The sequence below is a fragment of the Actinospica durhamensis genome (assembly GCF_018139695.1).
In the GTDB taxonomy this organism is placed as follows: Bacteria; Actinomycetota; Actinomycetes; order Streptomycetales; family Catenulisporaceae; genus Actinospica; species Actinospica durhamensis.
The window spans coordinates 1-18,520 of record NZ_JAGSOG010000023.1; the positions used below are offsets into that span (position 1 = coordinate 1).

Consider the following 18,520-nt stretch of genomic DNA (forward strand, 5'->3'; position numbering starts at 1 on the left):
AGCTGTGTATAAGAGACAGCGTCGTCACCGCTCCCCCGCTGCGGCAGCCGGTCGGGTAGATCCCGGATAGCTCTCCGATAGCAGTGGTCTGACGCCGCAGGGCCTGGTCCGAGGACCAGGCCCTGCGTGGTGTGCGCTCGATCGCGATCACGGCTCGGCATCAGGCGTGCTGGTGCACCCCGCGCCCCTTGACCAGGCCGAAGGCCGCGCCGAGCGAGACCACGCCCATGCCGACGACGGCCGTGATCCCCTGGGCGCCTTCGAGGGCGAAGCCCGCGGACACCGCGACGAGCAGGTTGAACACGAACAGGAACCACAGCGTGGAGCGCCGGCGCAGGAACGACTTGATCGGGTCCCTCTTCGCGAGAGCGGTGCCCGCGGCGAGCGAGAGCAGGATCCCGCCGAACGTGGCCGCCTGCTTGCCGGTGCCGTCCAGGACGGAGCCGGCGCCCACCGTGGCGGCCATGCCGGCGGCGAAGCCCAGCCACTGCAGGATCGAGGAGATACGCGCGTTCATCGTGTGTCCTTTCGTCGGGCCCGTCGCGTCCGTTCGCGGGAATCGCTTGCGTTCTTCCTCCAGCCTGTCAGCGGGGGCTCGTCGTCACGAGGGGGCGCACTCCCGAACCCGGGGTGTAGCGCGCTACACCCCCGATCCGGGGCCGAACGCGGAAAACGGCCAGAGCCCGCCGGGATGACGGGCTCTGGCCGGGGCGCCCCAGATGGGATCGCCGCAGTTCAGGCCATACCTCGGATCGCCTCGACGACGGTTTCGGCCGTGGATCCGGCCGCGAAGAGCTGGCGGGCCTGGTTGAGCGCCCGGACCCAGTTGACGGTGACCGCACCGCACGCGGCACCGTTCGCGTCGGCGTGCACGACGGCCGTGCGCCCGTCCGCCTCGAGGTCGCCGATGACGACCGAACTGCCCTCGGGATCGCGCCAGCCGACGGCGTTCACCTTCCAGTCGTACTGGTCGGACCACACGTAGTCGGTGGACTCGTAGGCCGCCTGCGCACCCTGCGTGATGGCGATGGCGACGTAGCGTGCCTGGTCGCCGGCATTAGTCCAGTGCTCGGCGCGGATGTGGAAGCCTCGGCCCGGGTGCGGCCAGCGGGCGACGTCGCCGACCGCGAACACGTCGTCCACCCCGACCGCGCGCAGGAAGCCGTCGGTGACGACGCCGTTGTCCAGCTTGAGGCCGGAGCCGGCGAGCCACTCGGTGCACGGGACGGACCCGATGCCCACGACGGCGGTCGAGGCCGCCAGGCGCTCCCCGTCGTCGAGTTCGACGATGAGCCGCCCGGCCTCGCCCTCGATGCCCACCACGCCGACGCCGAACCGGGTCTGGGCGCCGTTGCGCAGGTGCAGGTCCACGAGGCTGCTCGCGATCTCGGGACCGACGAGTCGGGCCATCGGCTCCGGGACCGGGTCCACGACCGTCACGGCGCAGCCGAATCCGCGCGCCGCGGCCGCGATCTCGGTGCCGATGAACCCGCCGCCGACCACGACCACCGGCTCACCGAGCGCGAGCCGCGCGGCGATCGCGCGGGAGTCCGCCAGTGTCCTGAGTTGGTAGACCCCTGACGAGGGCTGCCAGGGAGAGGGCCGCGCCACGGCTCCGGTGGCGATGACGAGCACGTCGTAGGACACGCTCGTGCCGTCGGCGAGGCGGACGAACCGCGCCGTGGGGTCCAGTTCGACCGCGGCCGAGCCGAGCAGCAGCTCGATGGCGAGCGCGTCGAGTTCCGCCGGATCGATCAGCCGGACCGCGTCCACCGAGGACTCGGACCAGTCGCCCTTCAGCAGGTGCTTCGAGAGCGGCGGGCGATCGTAGGGCAGCTCGGTCTCGGCGCCGATGAGCGTGATCGGGCCGGTGTGGCCCTGGGCCCGCAGCCCCTGTGCGGTGCGGGTTCCGGCGAGCGAGGCGCCGACGATGACGACGTGGCGCTCCGTGGCTGTTGCGGTCATCGTCCGAGTCCTCCAGCTGCCGTGAGCATGTCCGCCCGGTCGTGGAGCTTGACCCGCTCCCGGCCGGTGGCTTCGCCGAGTTTCAGTTCGGCGGCCTCGATCGCGAGCCATCGGCTCCAGTCCACCACCGCCACGCCGCGCGAGCGCAGCAGTTCGTCGATCGTCTCGGCGCCGGCGCCGCGTTCCGAGAGCGCGTCCGCGTCGGCGAGGATGGCCGCGGCGGTCTCGCTGGCACACAGGCGGTTCGTCCCGATGACGCCGCTCGGCCCGCGCTTGGCCCATCCGACCACGTACAAGCCGGGGACGGCCTGCTCGCCGTCCACCACGCGGGAGTCGCGGTGCGGGATGGTCCCCGTCGATTCGTCGAACGGGACGCCGGGCATCGGTACGCTGCGATACCCGACGGCGGGCAGCACCAGTCCGGCTTCGAGCTCTTCGACGACCGCCGGATCCGTCGTCCTGGCCAGCCGGACGGCCGTGACGGCCGCGGACGCGTCGCCGACGAAGCCCACCGGCGTTCGGTTGAACAGGAACCGGATCGCGCGCTCTCGACCCTGCGGTTCGCGATCCGCCAGCTTCCGCAGCGACGCCACCAGGCGCGCGGCGGCCGGGGTGCGCGCCAGGCCGGCCTGCTGCGCGTCCGAGAGCTCCAGCTCCTCGGGCGAGACGATGACGTCCGCGCCCTCGACCTCGCCCAGCTCCACGAGCTCCTTGTTCGTGAACTTCGCCGAGTCCGGGCCGCGCCGGCCCACGATGCAGACCTCGCGCACCGCGTGGCCGGCTAAGGCCTCGATGACGTGCGCGGGCACATCGGTGCGGCGCAGTTCGTCCGGGGTGCGCACCAGCATGCGTGCGACGTCGAGGGCGACGTTCCCCACCCCGACGACGACGGCGCGAGCCGCGGCCAGCAGGGAGGTGTCGAAGGCCGCGTCCGGGTGCCCGCTGTACCAGGACACGAAGTCACGCGCCGCGACGACGCCCGCGAGCTGTTCGCCCTCGACGCCCAGCCGGCGGTCCAGCGGAGCGCCGGAGGCCAGCACGACGGCGTCGTAGTGGGCCCGCAGCTCGTCGATCGTGACGTCGGCTCCGACCGTCACGTTGCCGAGGAAGCGCACGCCCGGGGCGTCGAAGACCTCGCCGAGCGAGGCGGTGATGGACTTGATCTTCTTGTGGTCGGGCGCGACGCCGTAGCGCACCAGGCCGAACGGGGCGGGGAGGCGTTCGAACACGTCCACCGCGACCTCGCGGCCGGCCTCCTCGGCCAGGATCTGAGCGCAGAACGCTCCGGCGGGCCCGGAGCCGACGACGGCGATGCGTAGCGCGCCCACCGTCAGTCCGCCTTGCGCGGAAGCTCGGCCACGTACGCGACGTCCCGGTCGATCAGTCCGAGCTTGCGGGCGCCCTTGGGCGCGGCCATGCCCTCGAAGAACTCCGCGTTGAGGTCGAGGAAGGGCTCGTCCGCCTCGCTCAGGTCCGCGTCGTAGCGGATGGCCGAGGTGGGACAGACCTCCTCGCACGCGCCGCAGTCGATGCACTGATCGGGGTTGATGTACATCATCCGGCCGCCCTCGTATATGCAGTCCGCCGGACACACCACGATGCAGCTCTTGTCCTTGACATCGACGCACGCCTGCGTCACCACGAAGGTCACGTCTACTCCCTGAGCCATTTCTTCTAACGGAACGATCGATCCTTTTAACGCGTCAGTGTCGTACGCATCGCACCGGGTGTCAAGCACCTGTACAGGAGGCTTGACGTCCCGTTCGGGGGCGTGCGACGCTCGTCGCATCATGACAACGAAACATGTGTTCCGTTGTTTGCAACACATGTGGCTCGGTCACACACCGAGCACAGAGCCATGAGGGGACGCATCCTGATGACTGGAGAGCGGGTCGCCGTCGTCACCGGCGGGGCCGCGGGCATCGGCCTGGCGATCGCCGAGCGCCTGGCGCGGGACGGATTCAAGATCGCCGTCCTCGACGTCGCGGACGGCGCGGCGCGGCAGGCCGCGGAGGCGATCGAGCAGGCCGGCGGGACCGCGCGGGGCTACCGCGCCGACGTGAGCGACCGGGACCAGGTGGACGACGCGCTCGCCGCCGCCCGCCTCGAACTCGGACCGCTGGCCGCCGTCGTCGCCAACGCCGCGATCGCCCCGCAGCAGCCGTTCCTCGAGATGACCCTCGAGCAGTGGAACGGCACCCTGGCGGTCAACCTGACCGGGACCTTCAACGTCGTGCAGAGCGCGTTGCCCGACCTGCTCGAGGCGGGCTGGGGCCGGGTCGTGCTGATCTCCTCCTCCAGTGCCCAGCGCGGCGCGCCGAGGATGGCGCACTACGCGGCGTCCAAGGGCGGGCAGATGGCGCTGACCAAGGCCCTCGCGGTCGAGTTCGCCAAGTCGGGCGTCACGGTCAACACGGTCGCGCCGTCCTCGATCGACACTCCGAGCGTGCGCAAGAAGCGCGACGCGGGCGCCATGCCGTCGGCGGAGGAGATGGCCAAGTACATTCCGGTCGGACGGATGGGGACCGGCGCGGACATCGCCGCCGCGGTCTCCTATCTCGTCTCTGACGAGGCGTCGTACGTGACGGGTCAGACCGTCAGCGTCAACGGCGGCTCCTTCATAGGGTGATGCGACGATGACACAGCCACAGCCACAGACCCGGCCCCGTATCGCGCCGCGTCCGGTCGAGGACTGGACCGACGAGGTCGACGAGGCCTTCTCCGCGCTACGCGCCCACGTGCCCGGCGGCCAGGCCGGCGCACCCGACGGGCCGCCGGTGCGTCCGCGTTCGAACATCCTGGGCATCTACGCCTGGCATCCGGCGCTGGTGCGCGGCTGGATGCCGTTCTCCAACCACCTGCGCCACTCCACGCTCTCCGACCGGATCCGCGAGATCGCGATCATCCGCACGACCTGGCTCGGCTTCGGCGAGTACGAGTGGGCGCAGCACGTGCGGATGAGCCGGGCCGGCGGCTACCTCACCGACGCGGAGATCGACGCGCTCGCGCAGGGTCCCGGGGCCGACGCGTGGTCGGCCGCCGACGCCGCGGTGGTACGGGCCGTCGACGAACTGTGCGCGGACAAGAACATCTCCGACGCGACCTGGCAGGACCTCGAGGAGCAGTTCTCCCGCGAGCAGCTCATCGACTTCGTCTTCACCGTCGGCACGTACGACATGCACTGCATGGCGTTCAACGCACTCGGGTTGGAGCTCGAAGACGGCATGGTCGGCTTCCCGGACGACCACCGGCGCGGACGTTGAGCACCGTGGTGCGCCGGGGATCGCTGCGCTGGGCGGTGAAGACCTCCTTCGTGCACTACGTCCGGATGGTCGCGGCCGGCAGTGTCGAAGTGCTCGACGGTGCGCAGGCGAGCCCTGACGGTGTCTTCGAGTTCCCGTTGTCCGAGGCCTCGGAAGGGGCCTCGGGCCGGGTGCTGCGCTGCGCCGGGGCCGTGCGGTTCTCGGCGCACCACGGATTCCTCGAGGTCGACCTGCGCGACCTGGAACTGAGCCTGTCGGCGAACGGCGGCGAGCTGAGCATCGCAGGCCCCGAAGGCGGCAGGACCGCCATCGCCACCACGGACCCGCTCGCCCCGGCGGCCGAGCCCGGGCTGATCCGCTGGACGGGCCTCGTCCCACGGCTGACCGAGGCCGGGGTGGAAGTGTTCGGAAACGTCTATCCGGCCGGGACCGAGATGGCCCCGCTCGAAGCCCTCGTCCTGCTAGATTGACAGGCCATGCCCCCCTCCTCGCCCGAGCGACCTGCCCGTCGCAGCAACGCGCGGACCAGCGGAGAGCGCAAGAACGTCCGCGGAGAGGCGACGCGCCAGCTCATCCTCACCGCGGCCGAACGGCTCTTCGCGGAGCGCGGCATCTCGGCGGTGCCGCTGCGCGACATCGGCATCGAGGCCGGCCAGCGCAACCACGCGGCGGTGCAGTACCACTTCGGCGAACGCGACGAGGTGGTCCGGGCCATCATGGAGTTCCGCGGCGCCGAGAGCGAGGCCAGCCGCACGGACATGGTCGCCGACCTGATGCTGGGCGGGCGCAAGCCCACCGTCGTGGACGTCGTCAGCGCGTTCGTGCGCCCCCTGGCGATCCACATCAAGCCGGAGAACCACTACCTCGCCTTCCTCTCGCTCTACATCACCGAAGAAGGCGGGTACGAGGGCCTCGGCGAGGTGCGCACAGGCGCGTCCGTCACGACGCTGCAGGCCCTCCTCAGACGGCTGACACCGCAGATCCCGCAGGCGGTGCTGGACGAGCGCTGGTGGACGACCCTGACCAGCGCCGTGCACGCGCTGGCCCGGTACCAGTCGGCCCAGCAGAAGCGCGCGCACCTTCCCGCCACGATAGACGTCCTGATCGAGGACCTCGTGGCGTTCCTCAGCGCCGGACTCACGGCGCCTCTGGCCGAGGGCGATCCGAGGGCCGCGACCACGGGCTGAGTCCCGCTGAGCGCGCTGCCCGGACCCTGGCCGAGGCATGTCCGGACCCTGGCTGAACCCTCGCTGAGCCCTGCCCGGAAGACGGCCGCTGCCCGCGCATCCGATGCTTGACACCCGGTGCGTTGCCCACAACACTAGCGTCATCTTCATTGAAGAGATCGCTCGTTCCGCTGTAAGAAACACTCGCCGGAGAAACACCGCGGCGGGAGGCGACGAGCGGTCCGGCCGGCCGCAGCGACACTCATCTCGGGCTCGGCTTCCCTCGGAGACACGGACGCAGGGAGATCCGCAGCGTCCTGTGCCCAGATCCCGGCTTAGGAGCACACCATCATGGCAACGCCCGTCATCTCACTCGAACGCACCGATCCGTACCACCCGCCGGCCGCGCACCTGGAGATCCTGCGGTCGGACGCGCCGATCAGCCGGGTGCAGCTGCCCGACGGCCGCCGGCTCTGGGCCCTGACGCGGCACGAGGACGTCAGGGCCATGCTGGCCGACCCCCGGTTCAGTTCGGACCGCAGGGACCCGCGCCACCCGAGCCACACGCCGTACGTGGGGCCGGACCACCGGCAGCAGCTGATCGAGATGGATCCGCCGGAGCACACGCAGCTGCGCCGCTCGGTCGTCGGCGAGTTCACCGTGCAGCGCCTGGCCGCGTGGCGGCCGCGGATCCAGCAGATCGTGGACGAGAGTATCGACGCGATGCTGGCCGGCCCGGCCGAGGTGGACCTCGTCGAGGCGCTCTCGCTTCCGGTGCCCTCGAAGGTCATCTCGGAGCTGCTCGGCGTTCCGTACACGGACCACGACTTCTTCCAGGACAACAGCGCCGAGTTCGTACGCGCGGACTCCACGCCCGAGCAGAAGAAGGCCGCGATCGGCAACCTCCAGGGCTATATCGCCGGGCTCGTGCAGGAGAAGGTGAAGTCGCCCGGCGAGGACCTGCTGAGCCGTCAGATCGCGGCCGGGACCGAGCTGGAGGAGCTGCAGGCGCTCGGCTTCCTGCTGCTGATCGCGGGCCACGAGACGACCGCGAACATGATCTCGCTGTCGGTGGCCACCCTGCTGGACAAGCGGGAGCACCTGGCCGCGCTGCGGGAGGACCCGCAGCTCACGGTCGGCGCGGTGGAGGAACTGCTGCGCTACTTCTCGATCGCGGAGATCGGCGCGGCCCGGCTCGCCACCGCGGACATCGAGATCGGCGGCGTGCTGATCCAGGCCGGCGAGGGCGTGATGGGCCTGACCAACACGGCCAACCGGGACCCGCTGGTGTTCCCGGAGCCGGACGAGATCGACTTCACCCGGATGGCGCGCAACCACCTCGCGTTCGGGTTCGGGCCGCACCAGTGCCTCGGCCAGAACCTCGCCCGCCTCGAGCTCGAGATCGTGCTCGCGACGCTGGTACGCCGGATACCGGGCCTGCGGCTCGCGGTGCCGTTCGACGAGATCCCGTTCAAGGAGAAGGGCCCCAACTACGGGGTCTTCGAGCTGAAGGTGGCGTGGTGACCATGCGCATCGTCGCTCAGCCCGACCGGTGCGTCGGCGCGGGACAGTGCGTCCTGGTCGACCCGGAGGCCTTCGATCAGGACGACAAGGACGGGACCGTCATCGTCGTACGGCCGCGTCCCGAGAGCGAGGCGGAGATCGCGCGGGCGAAGGAAGCCGTGAACGTCTGCCCCGGCCGGACCCTCTCGCTCTCGGTCGAGGATTGATCAGGACACGAAGATCGCGAGGGGGCCCGGTCCGCGAAGACCGGGCCCCCTCGCGACGTCATCACCCCGCGCCAGAGCGCTCAGGCGGCGAGGTGGGCCATGAACTTCGCGGCCCAGTCCATCAGGCTCGCCGGCACGTAGTAGCCGTCCTGGGCGTTGACCTCGTCCCAGTGCTCGGCGATCTCCTCGACCGTCGGCACGCCCTCGCCGGCCGAGAGATAGCCGGGGGTGATGCCGAGGAACCACCGGGCGAACCGGTTCGCGCCGGCCACCAGGATCTCCCCGTTGACCGTGCAGTCCTCGTGCGCGAGATAGGCCATCATCGGCGAGACGAGCCCGGTCTGCATGGCCTGCAGTCGCGCCTCGTCCACCGGCGTGGTCGTGATGTTCGGCTTGGCCGCCGAGGTGCTCGGGCGGGTGATCGCGTTGGGCGCCAGGCAGTTGACCCGGATGCCGTGCGGCGCGGCCGAGACCGCCAGGCTCCGGGTGAAGCCGATCAGCGCGCCCTTCGCGGTGGCGTAGGCGAGGTTGTCCGGGAGCCCGAGCATGCCGGTGGAGGTCGTGGTGACCACCCGGCCGTAGCCCTGCTCCACCATGTGCGGCCAGGCGGCCCGGGTGGTGTGCCAGGTGCCGCGCAGGTGCACGTCGAGGGTGCGCTCCAGGTTCTCCGCGTCGGCCTCGGGGAACGTGGCGAACCGGGAGATGCCCGCGTTGTTCACGACGATGTCGATGCGCCCGAACTCGCGCACGGCGGTCTCGACCAGGGCGTGGCAGCCCTCTTCCCGGCCCACGTCGTGGGTGTCGGCCACGGCGATGCCGCCCGCGGCGGTGATCTCCCCGACCACGTCCGTCGCCGGTCCGGCGTCGCTGCCCTCGCCCTCCTTGGTGCCGCCGAGGTCGTTGACGACGACCTTGGCGCCGCGCTGCGCGAGCAGCAGCGCGTGGGCGCGGCCGAGACCGCGTCCGGCGCCGGTCACGAGGGCGACCCGTCCATCGAACCGGAAGTCAGGGGTGGCGTTCATCATTCTCCCTTGAAGGTGACGTTGGCCGAATCTAAGCACGAGAGCTCAGATAGCGCAACGCCCATTCGCCCAGCTCAGAAGATGTCGCCGCTGGATGGTTGACCATTTTGCAGCGCTAGTGCTTACATAAGTACAGCTGTCGCCAGGGCAGCCGAGACCGAGTGGAGTGAGCTGGGATGGCAGGACAGAGCGACAACGGCGTCGATGTCGAGGTGCTGGTGATCGGCGCCGGCGTGGTCGGTATCTACGCGCTCTACCGCGCGCTGGACGCCGGATTCTCCGCGCGGACCCTGGAGGCCGGGGACGGGGTGGGCGGCGTCTGGTACTGGAACAGGTACCCGTCCGCGCGCTTCGACTCCGAGAGCTACACCTACGCCTACATCTTCTCCAAGGAGCTGTTCGACGAGTGGCGCTGGAAGGAGGAGTTCGCCACCCAGCCCGAGATCGAGAGCTACCTCAACTTCGTCGTCGACCGCTTCGACCTGCGCGAGCACATCAGCACCGGCGAGAAGGTGGCCTCCGCCGTGTACGACGAGGCCGGCCGCGCGTGGGTGGTGACGACCGAGAAGGGCACCGTGGTGCGGGCCCGCTGGGTCATCTCGGCGACCGGCGGCCTGTCCGTTCCGCATTACCCTGAGATCGAGGGCCTCGAGGACTTCCGCGGGCGGGCCTACCACACCGGCGCCTGGCCGCACACGCCCGTGGACTTCGCCGACAAGCGCGTCGCCATCATCGGCAACGGCCCCAGCGGCGCCCAGCTGCTGCCCGCGATCGTGGACACCGTCGCGGCCGTGGACCTCTACCAGCGCACGCCGACCTGGACCACCCCGCTCAACAACGCGCCCATCTCGGACGAGCGCCAGGCCTGGCTGAGCGAGCACTTCGACGAGGTCGTCAAGATCCTGACCACCTCGCCCTCGGGCTTCCTGCACGAGCCGGCCGGGAAGTTCTCCACCGCGGACTCGCCCGAGCAGCGGCAGGAGTTCTACGAGAAGATCTGGCGCAGCCCCGGCTTCGCCAAGCTCACCTCGAACTACTACGACATAACCACCAACCGCGAGGTCAACCTCGAGTTCTGCGAGTTCCTGGCCGGCAAGATCCGCTCCATCGTCAAGGACCCGGTCACCGCGCAGCGCCTGATCCCGACCGACCACCTGTTCGGCGCGAAGCGCCCGCCGTTCGTGGCGAACTACTACGAGTCCTTCAACGAGCCGAACGCCTCGCTGATCTCCCTGCGCGAGACCCCGATCGTGCGCGTGGACGCCACCGGGATCGAGACCACCGAGCGGCATCGGGAGTACGACGTCATCGTGTACGCGACCGGCTTCGACTTCGGCACCGGCGCGCTGACCCGGATGGGCGTGCGCGGCCGCGACGGCCTCGACCTGAGCACCGACTGGGAGGACGGCCCGTCCGACTTCGCCGGGTTCAGCGCGCACCGGCTGCCGAACTTCTTCTTCCCGGGCGGCCCGCACGGCGCCGGCGGCGGCAACTACCCGCGCTACTCGCAGGACCAGGTCGACTGGATCACCGACACCCTGGTCTACGCCCGCGAGCACGGCTTCGACGTCTTCGAGCCGACCGAGGCGCAGCAGGACGCATGGATGACGATGATCGAGACTCTGGCGCCGCAGTCCATCTTCTCCGCGGAGCACAGCCACTACTACGGGGCGAACGTCCAGGGCAAGGTGCGCAAGTTCCTGCTCAACCCGGGCGGTCGCGGCAAGCTGCACGAGATACTCGGCGAGATGACCTCGACCGAGGACTACACCGGGGCGTTCACGCAGTCGGCACCGGTGGCGTGACCCGGTTCAGGGCAGGCACCGCCGGATCGCGTCGGCGACGAGTTCGCCGATGAGGACGGCGGTGGCCGCCGGGCCGCGGTGCGGCGCGTCCGGCAGGATCGAGGTGTCGGCCACGCGCAGGCCGCGCACGCCGTGAACGCGTCCGTACTGGTCCACCACCGCGTCCGGATCACCCTCCGGGCCCATCGGCACCGTGCCGCAGGTGTGCTGGGCCGTCCCCAGATGCCCGTGGATCCACGCGTCCAGAGCGTCGTCGTCCTCGAGGATCGCGCGGCCCGGTTCGATGAGGCCGGGCCCGCGGTCCGTGAACGGCGGCGTCTCGACGAGCGCGGCGGCCGCGCGCACCGCTTCGCGCATCCGGCGGCGGTCCTCGGCAGTGCCCAGATATCCGAGGTCGATGTCCGCAGGCGCGAGCGGATCGGCCGAACGCAGCCGCATGACGCCGGTCGGGCGGGGCGTGAGGACCGAGACCAGGAAGGGCAGTGCGGCGCCCGGCACCGCGGTCGTCCCCGCCACCAGACCGGCCATCGGAACCAGGGATTGCAGGATCTCCGCATCGCCCGGCCCGGCGGGCGTGCCGGTGCCGCCCGGCAGCCTCAGGTGAAGGCAGCCGCCGAGCCAGGACTCGCGCGGCTCGCCCCAGTCGTCCTGGTTCCCCCACTCCAGCGCGATCTGGGGATGGTCGCTCAGCCGGGTGCCGAGGGCCGGGGCGTCGCGGACGACCGGTATGCCGAGGCGTTCCAGGTCAGCGCGCGGGCCGATGCCGGAGAGCAGGAGCAGGTGGGCCGAGCCCAGCGCCCCGGCGCTGACGACGACGGTTCCCGCGTCGAGTGTCAGGAGCCTGCCGTCGTGTTCGATCAGCACGCCGGTCGCGCGGCCGGCGGCGAACAGGATGCGTCGGACCGTGCTCTCACCGAGCACGCGCAGGTTCGGCCGGTCGCGCACCTCGGCGCCCAGGTATGTCAGTGCCGTGTTCTTACGCACTCCGTCGACCGCGTTGGACGGCACGGGCCCGAAGCCGGGTGCGGCCTGGTCGTTCTTGTCCGGCTCTTCGGGATAGCCGAGCAGCGATGCCGCGGATCGGAAGGCGGTGGCCGCCGGATGGTCCAGCCCGCCGCGTCGGACGGGCACCGGCCCGCTGCCGCCGTGCACCGGGCTCGCGCCGTAGTCGAGGTCGTTCTCCAGCGCACGCAGGTGCGGCAGGACGCGATCGTAGGCCCACGCGGGGTTTCCCGCCGCCGCCCATCGGTCGAAGTCCTCGCGCCGGGCCCGGACGAAGTAGCCGCCGTTGACCGTCGTCGAGCCGCCGAGCACGCGGCCACGGGGCACCATCCAAGGGCGCTGCGACGTGAGCCGCACCGGCCACAGCGCGACCTGCGCCTGACCGGACACGGCTCCGGGCACCAGCCGGGCGTCGAGCAGCCGCGTGCCGAACTCGTGCGCCGAGCGCGGAGCCGGGCCGGCATCCAGCAACAGGACCCTGCGATCTGCGTCTTCGCTCAGCCGCGCGGCGAGCACGGCTCCGGCCGCCCCCGCGCCCACCACGACGACGTCCGGCACGCCGAAACCGGGCTGCCCGCACCCGGCCGTGGGCCCGATTCCGTTGCGTTCCATGGCTCCACCTCTGCGCACCCGAGGAAAATCCCGCCGCCGAACCTAGACTTTCGGCACTGCATGCCAATACTATCAGCGCATGTCGAACACCTCTTTGCTCACCGCGATGGTGCAAGCCCAGCCCGCCTATCCCGCCCCGCAGGACGCCGCCGAGGCGGCTCCCGCCGACGCCGTCGAGGCCCGCGACCTGATCGAGGCCGACGACCTGGTCGAGGAGATCTCGATCGACGGCATGTGCGGCGTCTACTAGAGACCGGTCTTCTGCCATGACTGCTTCGAAGCCCGCAGGTCCGGCCGCCGCGCCGGGGCTGGACCTGGACCGGGCCTGGACGCTGCACCCGCAGGTCTCCGTCCGGCCCGAGCCGTTCGGCGCGCTGCTCTACCACTTCGGCACCCGGCAGCTCTCGTTCCTCAAGGACCGCAGGCTCCTCGACGTGGTCAGTGCCCTGAGCTCGGCGTCCACGGCCCGCGCCGCCTGCGCGGCAGCAGGCCTGCGGGCCGAGGAACTCCCCCGCTACGCCACCGCGCTGGCGACCCTGGCCCGCTCCTCGATGCTGGTGGAGCCGGCCCCCTCGACGAACAGGACGGTGGCCTCGTGACCGCGAATTCCCTGATGGACGCGCCGGGCATGACGGGCGTGACGAGCGCGGCGGAGACGACGGGCGCGGCGACGCGGGCCCCGGCGCGGCTGGTGGACCTGTTCGAACAGGGCCTGAACTCCCCGATCTGCCTGACCTGGGAACTCACCTACGCCTGCAACCTGTCCTGCGCGCACTGCCTGTCCAGCTCGGGCCGGCGCGACCCGCGCGAGCTGACCACCGCCGAGGCCAAGGCCGTCATCGACGAACTGGAGGCCATGCAGGTCTTCTACGTCAACATCGGCGGCGGCGAGCCCACCATCCGTCCGGACTTCTTCGAGCTGCTCGACTACGCCACCGAGCACCACGTCGGCGTGAAGTTCTCCACCAACGGCGTCCGGCTCACCCCCGAGATCGCGCGGCGGCTGGCCGCCAACGACTACGTGGACGTCCAGCTCTCCCTGGACGGCGCCACCGCCGAGGTCAACGACGCCGTGCGCGGGGCAGGCTCCTACGACACGGCCCTGCGCGCCGCCGCCAACCTGGCCGAGGCCGGGATGAAGAACTTCAAGATCTCCGTGGTCTGTACCCGGCACAACATCCCGCAGCTCGACGACTTCAAGGCGCTCGCCGACCGGTACGGCGCGCAGCTGCGGCTGACCCGGCTGCGTCCGTCCGGCCGCGGCGCGGACGTGTGGGACGAGCTGCACCCGCTGCCCGGCCAGCAGCGCGAGCTCTACGACTGGCTCACCGCGAACGGCGACCAGGTGTTGACCGGCGACTCGTTCTTCCACCTGTCCGCGTTCGGCGCGCCGCTGCCGGGGCTCAACCTGTGCGGCGCGGGCCGGGTGGTGTGCCTGATCGACCCGGTCGGCGACGTCTACGCCTGCCCGTTCGCGATCCACGACGAGTTCCTGGCCGGCAACGTCCGCTCCCCCGGCGGCTTCGCCGAGGTCTGGCGCGACTCCTCGCTCTTCCGCCGGCTGCGCGAGCCGCAGCAGGGCGGCGCCTGCACCTCCTGCTCGTTCTACGACAGCTGCAAGGGCGGCTGCATGGCCGCCAAGTTCTTCACCGGCCTGCCCCTCGACGGCCCGGATCCCGAGTGCGTGCAGGGACATGCCGAGTCCCTGCTCGACGCCCGGCGCGAGGTGCCGAAGCCGTCCGGCGACCACTCCCACTCCCGCACCCGCCGCACCGGTGCCGTCCCGGTCTCGCTGACCCGGCGCCGCACCGACGAGGTGCGCCGTCCGCCCGTCTCCGCCTGCGACGAGTCCCCGCTGGCCGGCTTCCCGCGCACCTGAGCGCGTCACCTCCCCGTACTTCTCCACGAAAGAACGCCCCCATGAGCAAGAACCCCTGGTTCGAAACGGTCGCCGAGGCGCAGCGCCGCGCCGAGAAGCGCCTGCCCGGCTCGGTCTACAGCGCGCTGCTCGCCGGATCCGAGCGCGGCCGCACGATCGACGACAACACCGGTGCGTTCGCCGAACTCGGCTTCGCGCCGCGGGTGGTGGGCCACCACGCGCAGCGCGACCTGACCACGACGGTGCTCGGCATGCCCTCGGCCTTCCCCGTCGTCATCTCCCCGACCGGCGTACAGGCCGTGCACCCGGACGGCGAGGTCGCCATCGCCCGCGCCGCCGCCAACCGCGGCCTCGTCATGGGCCTGAGTTCGTACGCGAGCAAGCCGGTCGAGGAGGTCACCGCGGCCAACCCGAACACCGCGTTCCAGCTGTACTGGTCCGGCAGCCGGGAGACCATGGTGCAGCGGATGGAGCGGGCCAGGGCGGCCGGCTGCAAGGCCCTGATCCTCACCCTGGACTGGTCCTTCTCCAACGGCCGCGACTGGGGCAGCCCGGTCATCCCGGAGAAGATCGACCTGCGCGCCATGCTCCGGCTCGCCCCGGACGTGCTGCCGCATCCCGGCTGGCTGTGGTCCTTCGCCCGCACCGGCCGCATCCCGGACCTGACCACCCCCAACCTCGCCGCCCCCGGCGCCGCCGCGCCCACCTTCTTCGGCGCGTACGGCGAGTGGATGCAGACCACGCCGCCGACCTGGCAGGACGTCAGCTGGCTGGTCGAGCAGTGGGGCGGGCCGCTGCTGCTCAAGGGCGTGAGCCGGGTGGACGACGCGCTGCGCGCGGTGGACGCGGGCGTGAGCGCGATCTCGGTGTCCAACCACGGCGGCAACAACCTCGACACCACCCCGGCGACCATCAGGATCCTGCCGTCGATCGCCGAGGCGGTGGGCGACCGGATCGAGGTGCTGCTGGACGGCGGCGTGCGCCGGGGCGGGGACGTGGCCAAGGCGCTCGCGCTCGGGGCCAGGGCCGTCATGATCGGGCGCGCCTACCTGTGGGGGCTCGCCGCGAACGGCCAGGCCGGCGTGGAGAACGTGCTGGACATCCTGCGCGGCGGACTGGACTCGGCCGTCCTGGGCACCGGCCACGCCGCGGTGGGCGAGCTGAGCCCGGACGACCTGGTGGTGCCCGAGGGCTTCACCCGCACCCTCGGCGCCCCGACCCTTGGCGCCTCTGCCCTCGGCGCCCGCGCGATCGGCGTCTGACCCGTGGCGGCCGACCTGTCCCGCAGCACCTGGCCCCAGGTGCCGCCGTCCGGCGCCACCGTGCTGGTCCCGGTCGGCTCCACCGAACAGCACGGTCCGCACCTTCCGCTGTCCACCGACAGCGTGATCGCGTCTGCCGTGGCCGAGCGGACGGCGGCGCGGCTGGGCGGGTCGAGGTTCGTCGCGCCCGTCGTCGCGTTCGGCAACAGCGGCGAGCACGCCGGCTTCCCGGGCACCGTCTCGATCGGCCACGAGGCCCTGCGCCTGGTCCTGATTGAGCTGGTGCGCTCGCTGGGCCTGTGGGCCGCGCGTACCGTCCTGGTCAACGGCCACGGCGGCAACGTACGCACCCTGAACGAGGCGGTCGGACAGCTGCGCACCGAGGGCCACGCGGTGGCCTGGACCGGCTGCGACTTCCCCGGCGCGGACGCGCACGCCGGCCGGACCGAGACCTCGGTCCTGCTGCATCTGGCGCCGGAGACCGTCGATCTCGCCGCCGCCGAGGCCGGAGAAACCCGACCCATCAGAGAGCTGATGCGACAGCTGGAGGCGGGCGGCGTGCGCGCCGTCGCGGCCAACGGCGTGCTCGGCGATCCGAGCGGGGCCGACGCACAGGAGGGCCGCCGGCTCATGGACGACCTGGTGGACAGGACGGCGCAGCGTATCAGCACCTTCACGGCCAACGACCGCGGCCGGCTGCTCGATCCCACGGCGGCGGGCCGATGAGCTCGTACACGCAGGCGCGCCGCGGCACGGTCCCGCCCCGCCCCTCGGACGCGCCGCTGCCGACCGGATTCTCCCTCGTCCTCGATCGGCACACCGTCGTCATGGACGGAGGCAGGGTCCTGCTGGGCGGCGCACCCGTCACCCGGCTGCTGCGTCTCACCCCCCGTGCCAGGACTCTGCTGTCCGGCCGGACCTTGCAGGTGCACGACGCGGCCGGAGCGGTGCTCGCCGATCGCCTGCTGGAACTCGGCCTGGCGCACCCCGTGGCCCGCGAACTCCCGCTACCCGCCGAGCACGAGGTCACGTACGTGATCCCGGTCCGGGACCGGCCGCGTCAGCTCGACCGGCTGCTCGGCAGCATCGCCCCCGGCAGCGACGTGATCGTGGTCGACGACGCGTCCGTGGAACCCGAGGCCGTGGCCGAGGTCGCGGCCCGGCACGGCGCCCGGCTGGTGCTGCTGCCGGGAAACCTGGGCCCGGCCGGTGCGCGCAACGCCGGACTGGCGAAGGTACGCACGCCGCTCGTCGTCTTCGTGGACTCGGACATCGTCCTCGACGAGGACACCGTGCCCACGCTGCTCAGGCACTTCGCCGACCCCCGGGTCGGCCTGGCCGCGCCCCGCATCACCGGGCTCCACTCGCGGGAGTCGGCCGGCTGGCTCGGCCGCTACGAACAGACCCGCTCCTCCCTCGACCTCGGCGCGCACCCGGCGCTGGTGCGCCCCGGATCGTTCGTCTCCTGGGCGTCCACCGCCTGTGTGGTCGGGCGGGTCGAGGCCCTCGGCGACGGCTTCGACGAGCGGATGCGGGTGGGCGAGGACGTCGACCTGGGCTGGCGCACGATCGCGCGGGGCTGGCGGATGCGCTACGAACCCTCCGTCGCGGCAGCACACGAACACCGGACCGAATTCGTGGACTGGTTCCGGCGCAAGGCCGAGTACGGCACCGGCGCGCAGCCGCTGTCCGAACGCCACCCGCAGTCCGTCGCCCCCGCGGTCTTCGCCCCGTGGAGCGCCGCGACGGTGCTGGCGCTGCTCGCCCAACGCCGCTGGTCCGTGCCGGTCGCCGCGACGATATCCGGCGTGACGGCCGTGCGGATCGCGCGCAAGCTCGGCGAGATCGAGCAGCCGCTGCGCACCGGAGCGCGGCTCACCGCCCACGGCGCGGTCGGCTCGCTCGCCCAGACCGGCGCGCTGCTGACCCGGCACTGGTGGCCCGTCACCGCGGCCGCCTGCCTCGTCTCCCGCCGGGCCCGGCGCGCAGCCGCCGTCGCCGCGGTCGCCGACGTCGTCCTGGAACACCGGAGGGGCCCGGTGGATCTCGACCCGATCCGCTACACCGCGGCCCGCCGCCTGGACGATCTCGCCTACGGCGCGGGCGTGTGGTGGTCGGCGCTGCGCGGCCGCTCCCTCGCCCCGCTGCTCCCCCGGATTCAGAGCCCTTCGGCCACCCGCCGGAAGCCCTCGTCCAGCAGCTCGGTCAGATCCGCCGAGTCCTCCTGCAGCCACAGCTCGTAGGCCGTGACCGAGGTGGCCAGCGCCACGTTGCCGATCAGTACCGGCTCGAGCGCCGAGGTCGAGACCCCGGCACGCCCGGCCGCGAACTCGGCGACGATCGCGCGCCAGGCGTTGTACCGCAGCGTCGAGTCCGCCTGCAGGGCGGGCACGCTGAGGATGAGCGCCATCCGGCGGCGGTGCCACGGGAGCGTGTGCTCGTCGTAGCGGTTGAACTCGACGATGGCCGTGCGCAGCGCCTCCATCGTCGGCACCGACGCGGGGATCGCGGCCAGCAGTTCGCGCAGGTGCGCGAGCTGACCCTCGAAATCCCCCCACACCAGGGCGTTCTTCGAAGCGTAGTAGCGGAAGAAGGTGCGCCGGCCGATGCCCGCGGCGGACGCGATGTCCTCCACCGTCACCTCGTCGAACCCGCGCTGCGCGAACAGCTCGAAGCCGACACGCTCCAACTCCGCTCGCGACGTGGCCCGCGGGCGGCCGTTGCGGCCCCGCGCCTCGTCGAGCTCGCGATCGGCGAGCCGCTCCACCCGAACTCCCTTCGTCCGCACATCATGTGCGTCATGTGCGTCATGTG

Annotated in this window: 20 protein-coding genes; 13 read left to right on the forward strand and 7 right to left on the reverse strand. The window is 71.6% G+C overall.

From position 1 onward, the window contains the following. Nucleotides 1–160: 160 nt before the first annotated feature. From KDL01_RS07575 to fdxA, 4 genes are all read right to left on the reverse strand, one after another. Nucleotides 161–517 (reverse strand): hypothetical protein, encoded by a 357-nt coding sequence (locus tag KDL01_RS07575; protein WP_212527641.1) that lies wholly within the window; start codon nt 515–517, stop codon nt 161–163. Between the two features lie 218 nt (nt 518–735). Further along, on the reverse strand, nt 736–1,965 hold the full coding sequence (locus KDL01_RS07580) for an NAD(P)/FAD-dependent oxidoreductase (RefSeq protein ID WP_212527642.1): 1,230 nt from the start codon (nt 1,963–1,965) through the stop codon (nt 736–738). Continuing rightward, nucleotides 1,962–3,293, reverse strand: a complete 1,332-nt coding sequence (locus tag KDL01_RS07585; RefSeq protein WP_212527643.1) for an FAD-dependent oxidoreductase — start codon at nt 3,291–3,293, stop codon at nt 1,962–1,964. Before KDL01_RS07585 ends, KDL01_RS07580 begins: the two co-directional genes overlap by 4 nt. Before the next feature lie 2 nt (nt 3,294–3,295). Next, nucleotides 3,296–3,616, reverse strand: a complete 321-nt coding sequence (fdxA, locus tag KDL01_RS07590; RefSeq protein ID WP_212527644.1) for a ferredoxin — start codon at nt 3,614–3,616, stop codon at nt 3,296–3,298. Nucleotides 3,617–3,823: 207 nt separating this feature from the next. Between fdxA and KDL01_RS07595 the strand changes: the two genes are divergently transcribed. From KDL01_RS07595 to KDL01_RS07620, 6 genes are all read left to right on the forward strand, one after another. Beyond that, entirely contained in the window at nt 3,824–4,594 is a 771-nt protein-coding gene (locus KDL01_RS07595; RefSeq protein WP_212527645.1) for an SDR family oxidoreductase, read from the forward strand. Between the two features lie 7 nt (nt 4,595–4,601). Next, entirely contained in the window at nt 4,602–5,228 is a 627-nt protein-coding gene (locus KDL01_RS07600; protein ID WP_212527646.1) for a carboxymuconolactone decarboxylase family protein, read from the forward strand. 5 nt (nt 5,229–5,233) lie between these two features. After that, nucleotides 5,234–5,698: an HtaA domain-containing protein gene (locus KDL01_RS07605; protein WP_212527647.1), complete on the forward strand. Its 465-nt coding sequence runs from the start codon at nt 5,234–5,236 to the stop codon at nt 5,696–5,698. Between the two features lie 6 nt (nt 5,699–5,704). After that, nucleotides 5,705–6,415 carry a TetR/AcrR family transcriptional regulator gene (locus tag KDL01_RS07610; protein ID WP_212527648.1) on the forward strand — a complete coding sequence of 237 codons (711 nt, stop codon included), beginning with the start codon at nt 5,705–5,707 and terminating at the stop codon, nt 6,413–6,415. A 330-nt stretch (nt 6,416–6,745) separates the two neighbouring features. Further along, nucleotides 6,746–7,918, forward strand: a complete 1,173-nt coding sequence (locus tag KDL01_RS07615; RefSeq protein WP_212527649.1) for a cytochrome P450 — start codon at nt 6,746–6,748, stop codon at nt 7,916–7,918. Nucleotides 7,919–7,920: 2 nt separating this feature from the next. Beyond that, nucleotides 7,921–8,124, forward strand: a complete 204-nt coding sequence (locus KDL01_RS07620; RefSeq protein WP_212527650.1) for a ferredoxin — start codon at nt 7,921–7,923, stop codon at nt 8,122–8,124. 80 nt (nt 8,125–8,204) lie between these two features. Here the strand turns inward: KDL01_RS07620 and KDL01_RS07625 are convergent, their stop codons facing one another. Further along, complete coding sequence (locus KDL01_RS07625; protein ID WP_212527651.1) at nt 8,205–9,146, reverse strand: SDR family NAD(P)-dependent oxidoreductase; 942 nt, start codon at nt 9,144–9,146, stop codon at nt 8,205–8,207. 176 nt (nt 9,147–9,322) lie between these two features. Here KDL01_RS07625 and KDL01_RS07630 point away from each other — a divergent pair, with 176 nt between their 5' ends. Next, nucleotides 9,323–10,951 carry a flavin-containing monooxygenase gene (locus tag KDL01_RS07630; protein WP_212527652.1) on the forward strand — a complete coding sequence of 543 codons (1,629 nt, stop codon included), beginning with the start codon at nt 9,323–9,325 and terminating at the stop codon, nt 10,949–10,951. 6 nt (nt 10,952–10,957) lie between these two features. Here the strand turns inward: KDL01_RS07630 and mftG are convergent, their stop codons facing one another. Then, nucleotides 10,958–12,565, reverse strand: coding sequence for a mycofactocin dehydrogenase MftG (mftG, locus tag KDL01_RS07635; protein ID WP_212527653.1), 1,608 nt, complete (start codon nt 12,563–12,565; stop codon nt 10,958–10,960). 79 nt (nt 12,566–12,644) lie between these two features. Here mftG and mftA point away from each other — a divergent pair, with 79 nt between their 5' ends. From mftA to mftF, 6 genes are read left to right on the forward strand one after another with little or no spacing between them, the layout of a single operon-like run. Beyond that, the gene (mftA, locus tag KDL01_RS07640) at nt 12,645–12,815 is read left to right on the forward strand and encodes a mycofactocin precursor MftA (protein WP_212527654.1); all 171 of its coding nucleotides are present in this window, start codon (nt 12,645–12,647) and stop codon (nt 12,813–12,815) included. A 16-nt stretch (nt 12,816–12,831) separates the two neighbouring features. Next, nucleotides 12,832–13,164 carry a mycofactocin biosynthesis chaperone MftB gene (mftB, locus tag KDL01_RS07645; protein ID WP_212527655.1) on the forward strand — a complete coding sequence of 111 codons (333 nt, stop codon included), beginning with the start codon at nt 12,832–12,834 and terminating at the stop codon, nt 13,162–13,164. 29 nt (nt 13,165–13,193) lie between these two features. Further along, nucleotides 13,194–14,444 carry a mycofactocin radical SAM maturase gene (gene mftC, locus KDL01_RS07650; protein ID WP_246576107.1) on the forward strand — a complete coding sequence of 417 codons (1,251 nt, stop codon included), beginning with the start codon at nt 13,194–13,196 and terminating at the stop codon, nt 14,442–14,444. A 41-nt stretch (nt 14,445–14,485) separates the two neighbouring features. Next, nucleotides 14,486–15,706 (forward strand): pre-mycofactocin synthase MftD, encoded by a 1,221-nt coding sequence (gene mftD, locus KDL01_RS07655; protein WP_212527657.1) that lies wholly within the window; start codon nt 14,486–14,488, stop codon nt 15,704–15,706. Between the two features lie 3 nt (nt 15,707–15,709). Then, a complete protein-coding gene (gene mftE / locus KDL01_RS07660) occupies nt 15,710–16,432 on the forward strand; it encodes a mycofactocin biosynthesis peptidyl-dipeptidase MftE (RefSeq protein ID WP_212527658.1) in 723 nt (240 codons plus the stop codon). Next, nucleotides 16,429–17,949 carry a mycofactocin biosynthesis glycosyltransferase MftF gene (gene mftF, locus KDL01_RS07665; protein WP_212527659.1) on the forward strand — a complete coding sequence of 507 codons (1,521 nt, stop codon included), beginning with the start codon at nt 16,429–16,431 and terminating at the stop codon, nt 17,947–17,949. The genes mftE and mftF overlap by 4 nt, the downstream gene beginning before the upstream one ends. Here the strand turns inward: mftF and mftR are convergent. After that, a complete protein-coding gene (gene mftR, locus KDL01_RS07670) occupies nt 17,865–18,473 on the reverse strand; it encodes a mycofactocin system transcriptional regulator MftR (RefSeq protein ID WP_212527660.1) in 609 nt (202 codons plus the stop codon). The genes mftF and mftR overlap by 85 nt on opposite strands. Nucleotides 18,474–18,520: the final 47 nt, after the last annotated feature.

Excerpts from the sequence above, each read along its gene's own strand:
- KDL01_RS07575 (WP_212527641.1), bottom strand. The coding sequence starts at position 517 with ATGAACGCGCGTATCTCCTCGATCCTGCAGTGGCTGGGCTTCGCCGCC.
- KDL01_RS07580 (WP_212527642.1), bottom strand. The coding sequence starts at position 1,965 with ATGACCGCAACAGCCACGGAGCGCCACGTCGTCATCGTCGGCGCCTCG.
- KDL01_RS07595 (WP_212527645.1), top strand. The coding sequence starts at position 3,824 with ATGAGGGGACGCATCCTGATGACTGGAGAGCGGGTCGCCGTCGTCACC.
- KDL01_RS07600 (WP_212527646.1), top strand. The coding sequence starts at position 4,602 with ATGACACAGCCACAGCCACAGACCCGGCCCCGTATCGCGCCGCGTCCG.
- KDL01_RS07610 (WP_212527648.1), top strand. The coding sequence starts at position 5,705 with ATGCCCCCCTCCTCGCCCGAGCGACCTGCCCGTCGCAGCAACGCGCGG.
- KDL01_RS07615 (WP_212527649.1), top strand. The coding sequence starts at position 6,746 with ATGGCAACGCCCGTCATCTCACTCGAACGCACCGATCCGTACCACCCG.
- KDL01_RS07620 (WP_212527650.1), top strand. The coding sequence starts at position 7,921 with ATGCGCATCGTCGCTCAGCCCGACCGGTGCGTCGGCGCGGGACAGTGC.
- KDL01_RS07625 (WP_212527651.1), bottom strand. The coding sequence starts at position 9,146 with ATGAACGCCACCCCTGACTTCCGGTTCGATGGACGGGTCGCCCTCGTG.
- KDL01_RS07630 (WP_212527652.1), top strand. The coding sequence starts at position 9,323 with ATGGCAGGACAGAGCGACAACGGCGTCGATGTCGAGGTGCTGGTGATC.
- mftG (WP_212527653.1), bottom strand. The coding sequence starts at position 12,565 with ATGGAACGCAACGGAATCGGGCCCACGGCCGGGTGCGGGCAGCCCGGT.
- mftA (WP_212527654.1), top strand. The coding sequence starts at position 12,645 with ATGTCGAACACCTCTTTGCTCACCGCGATGGTGCAAGCCCAGCCCGCC.
- mftB (WP_212527655.1), top strand. The coding sequence starts at position 12,832 with ATGACTGCTTCGAAGCCCGCAGGTCCGGCCGCCGCGCCGGGGCTGGAC.
- mftC (WP_246576107.1), top strand. The coding sequence starts at position 13,194 with ATGACGGGCGTGACGAGCGCGGCGGAGACGACGGGCGCGGCGACGCGG.
- mftD (WP_212527657.1), top strand. The coding sequence starts at position 14,486 with ATGAGCAAGAACCCCTGGTTCGAAACGGTCGCCGAGGCGCAGCGCCGC.
- mftF (WP_212527659.1), top strand. The coding sequence starts at position 16,429 with ATGAGCTCGTACACGCAGGCGCGCCGCGGCACGGTCCCGCCCCGCCCC.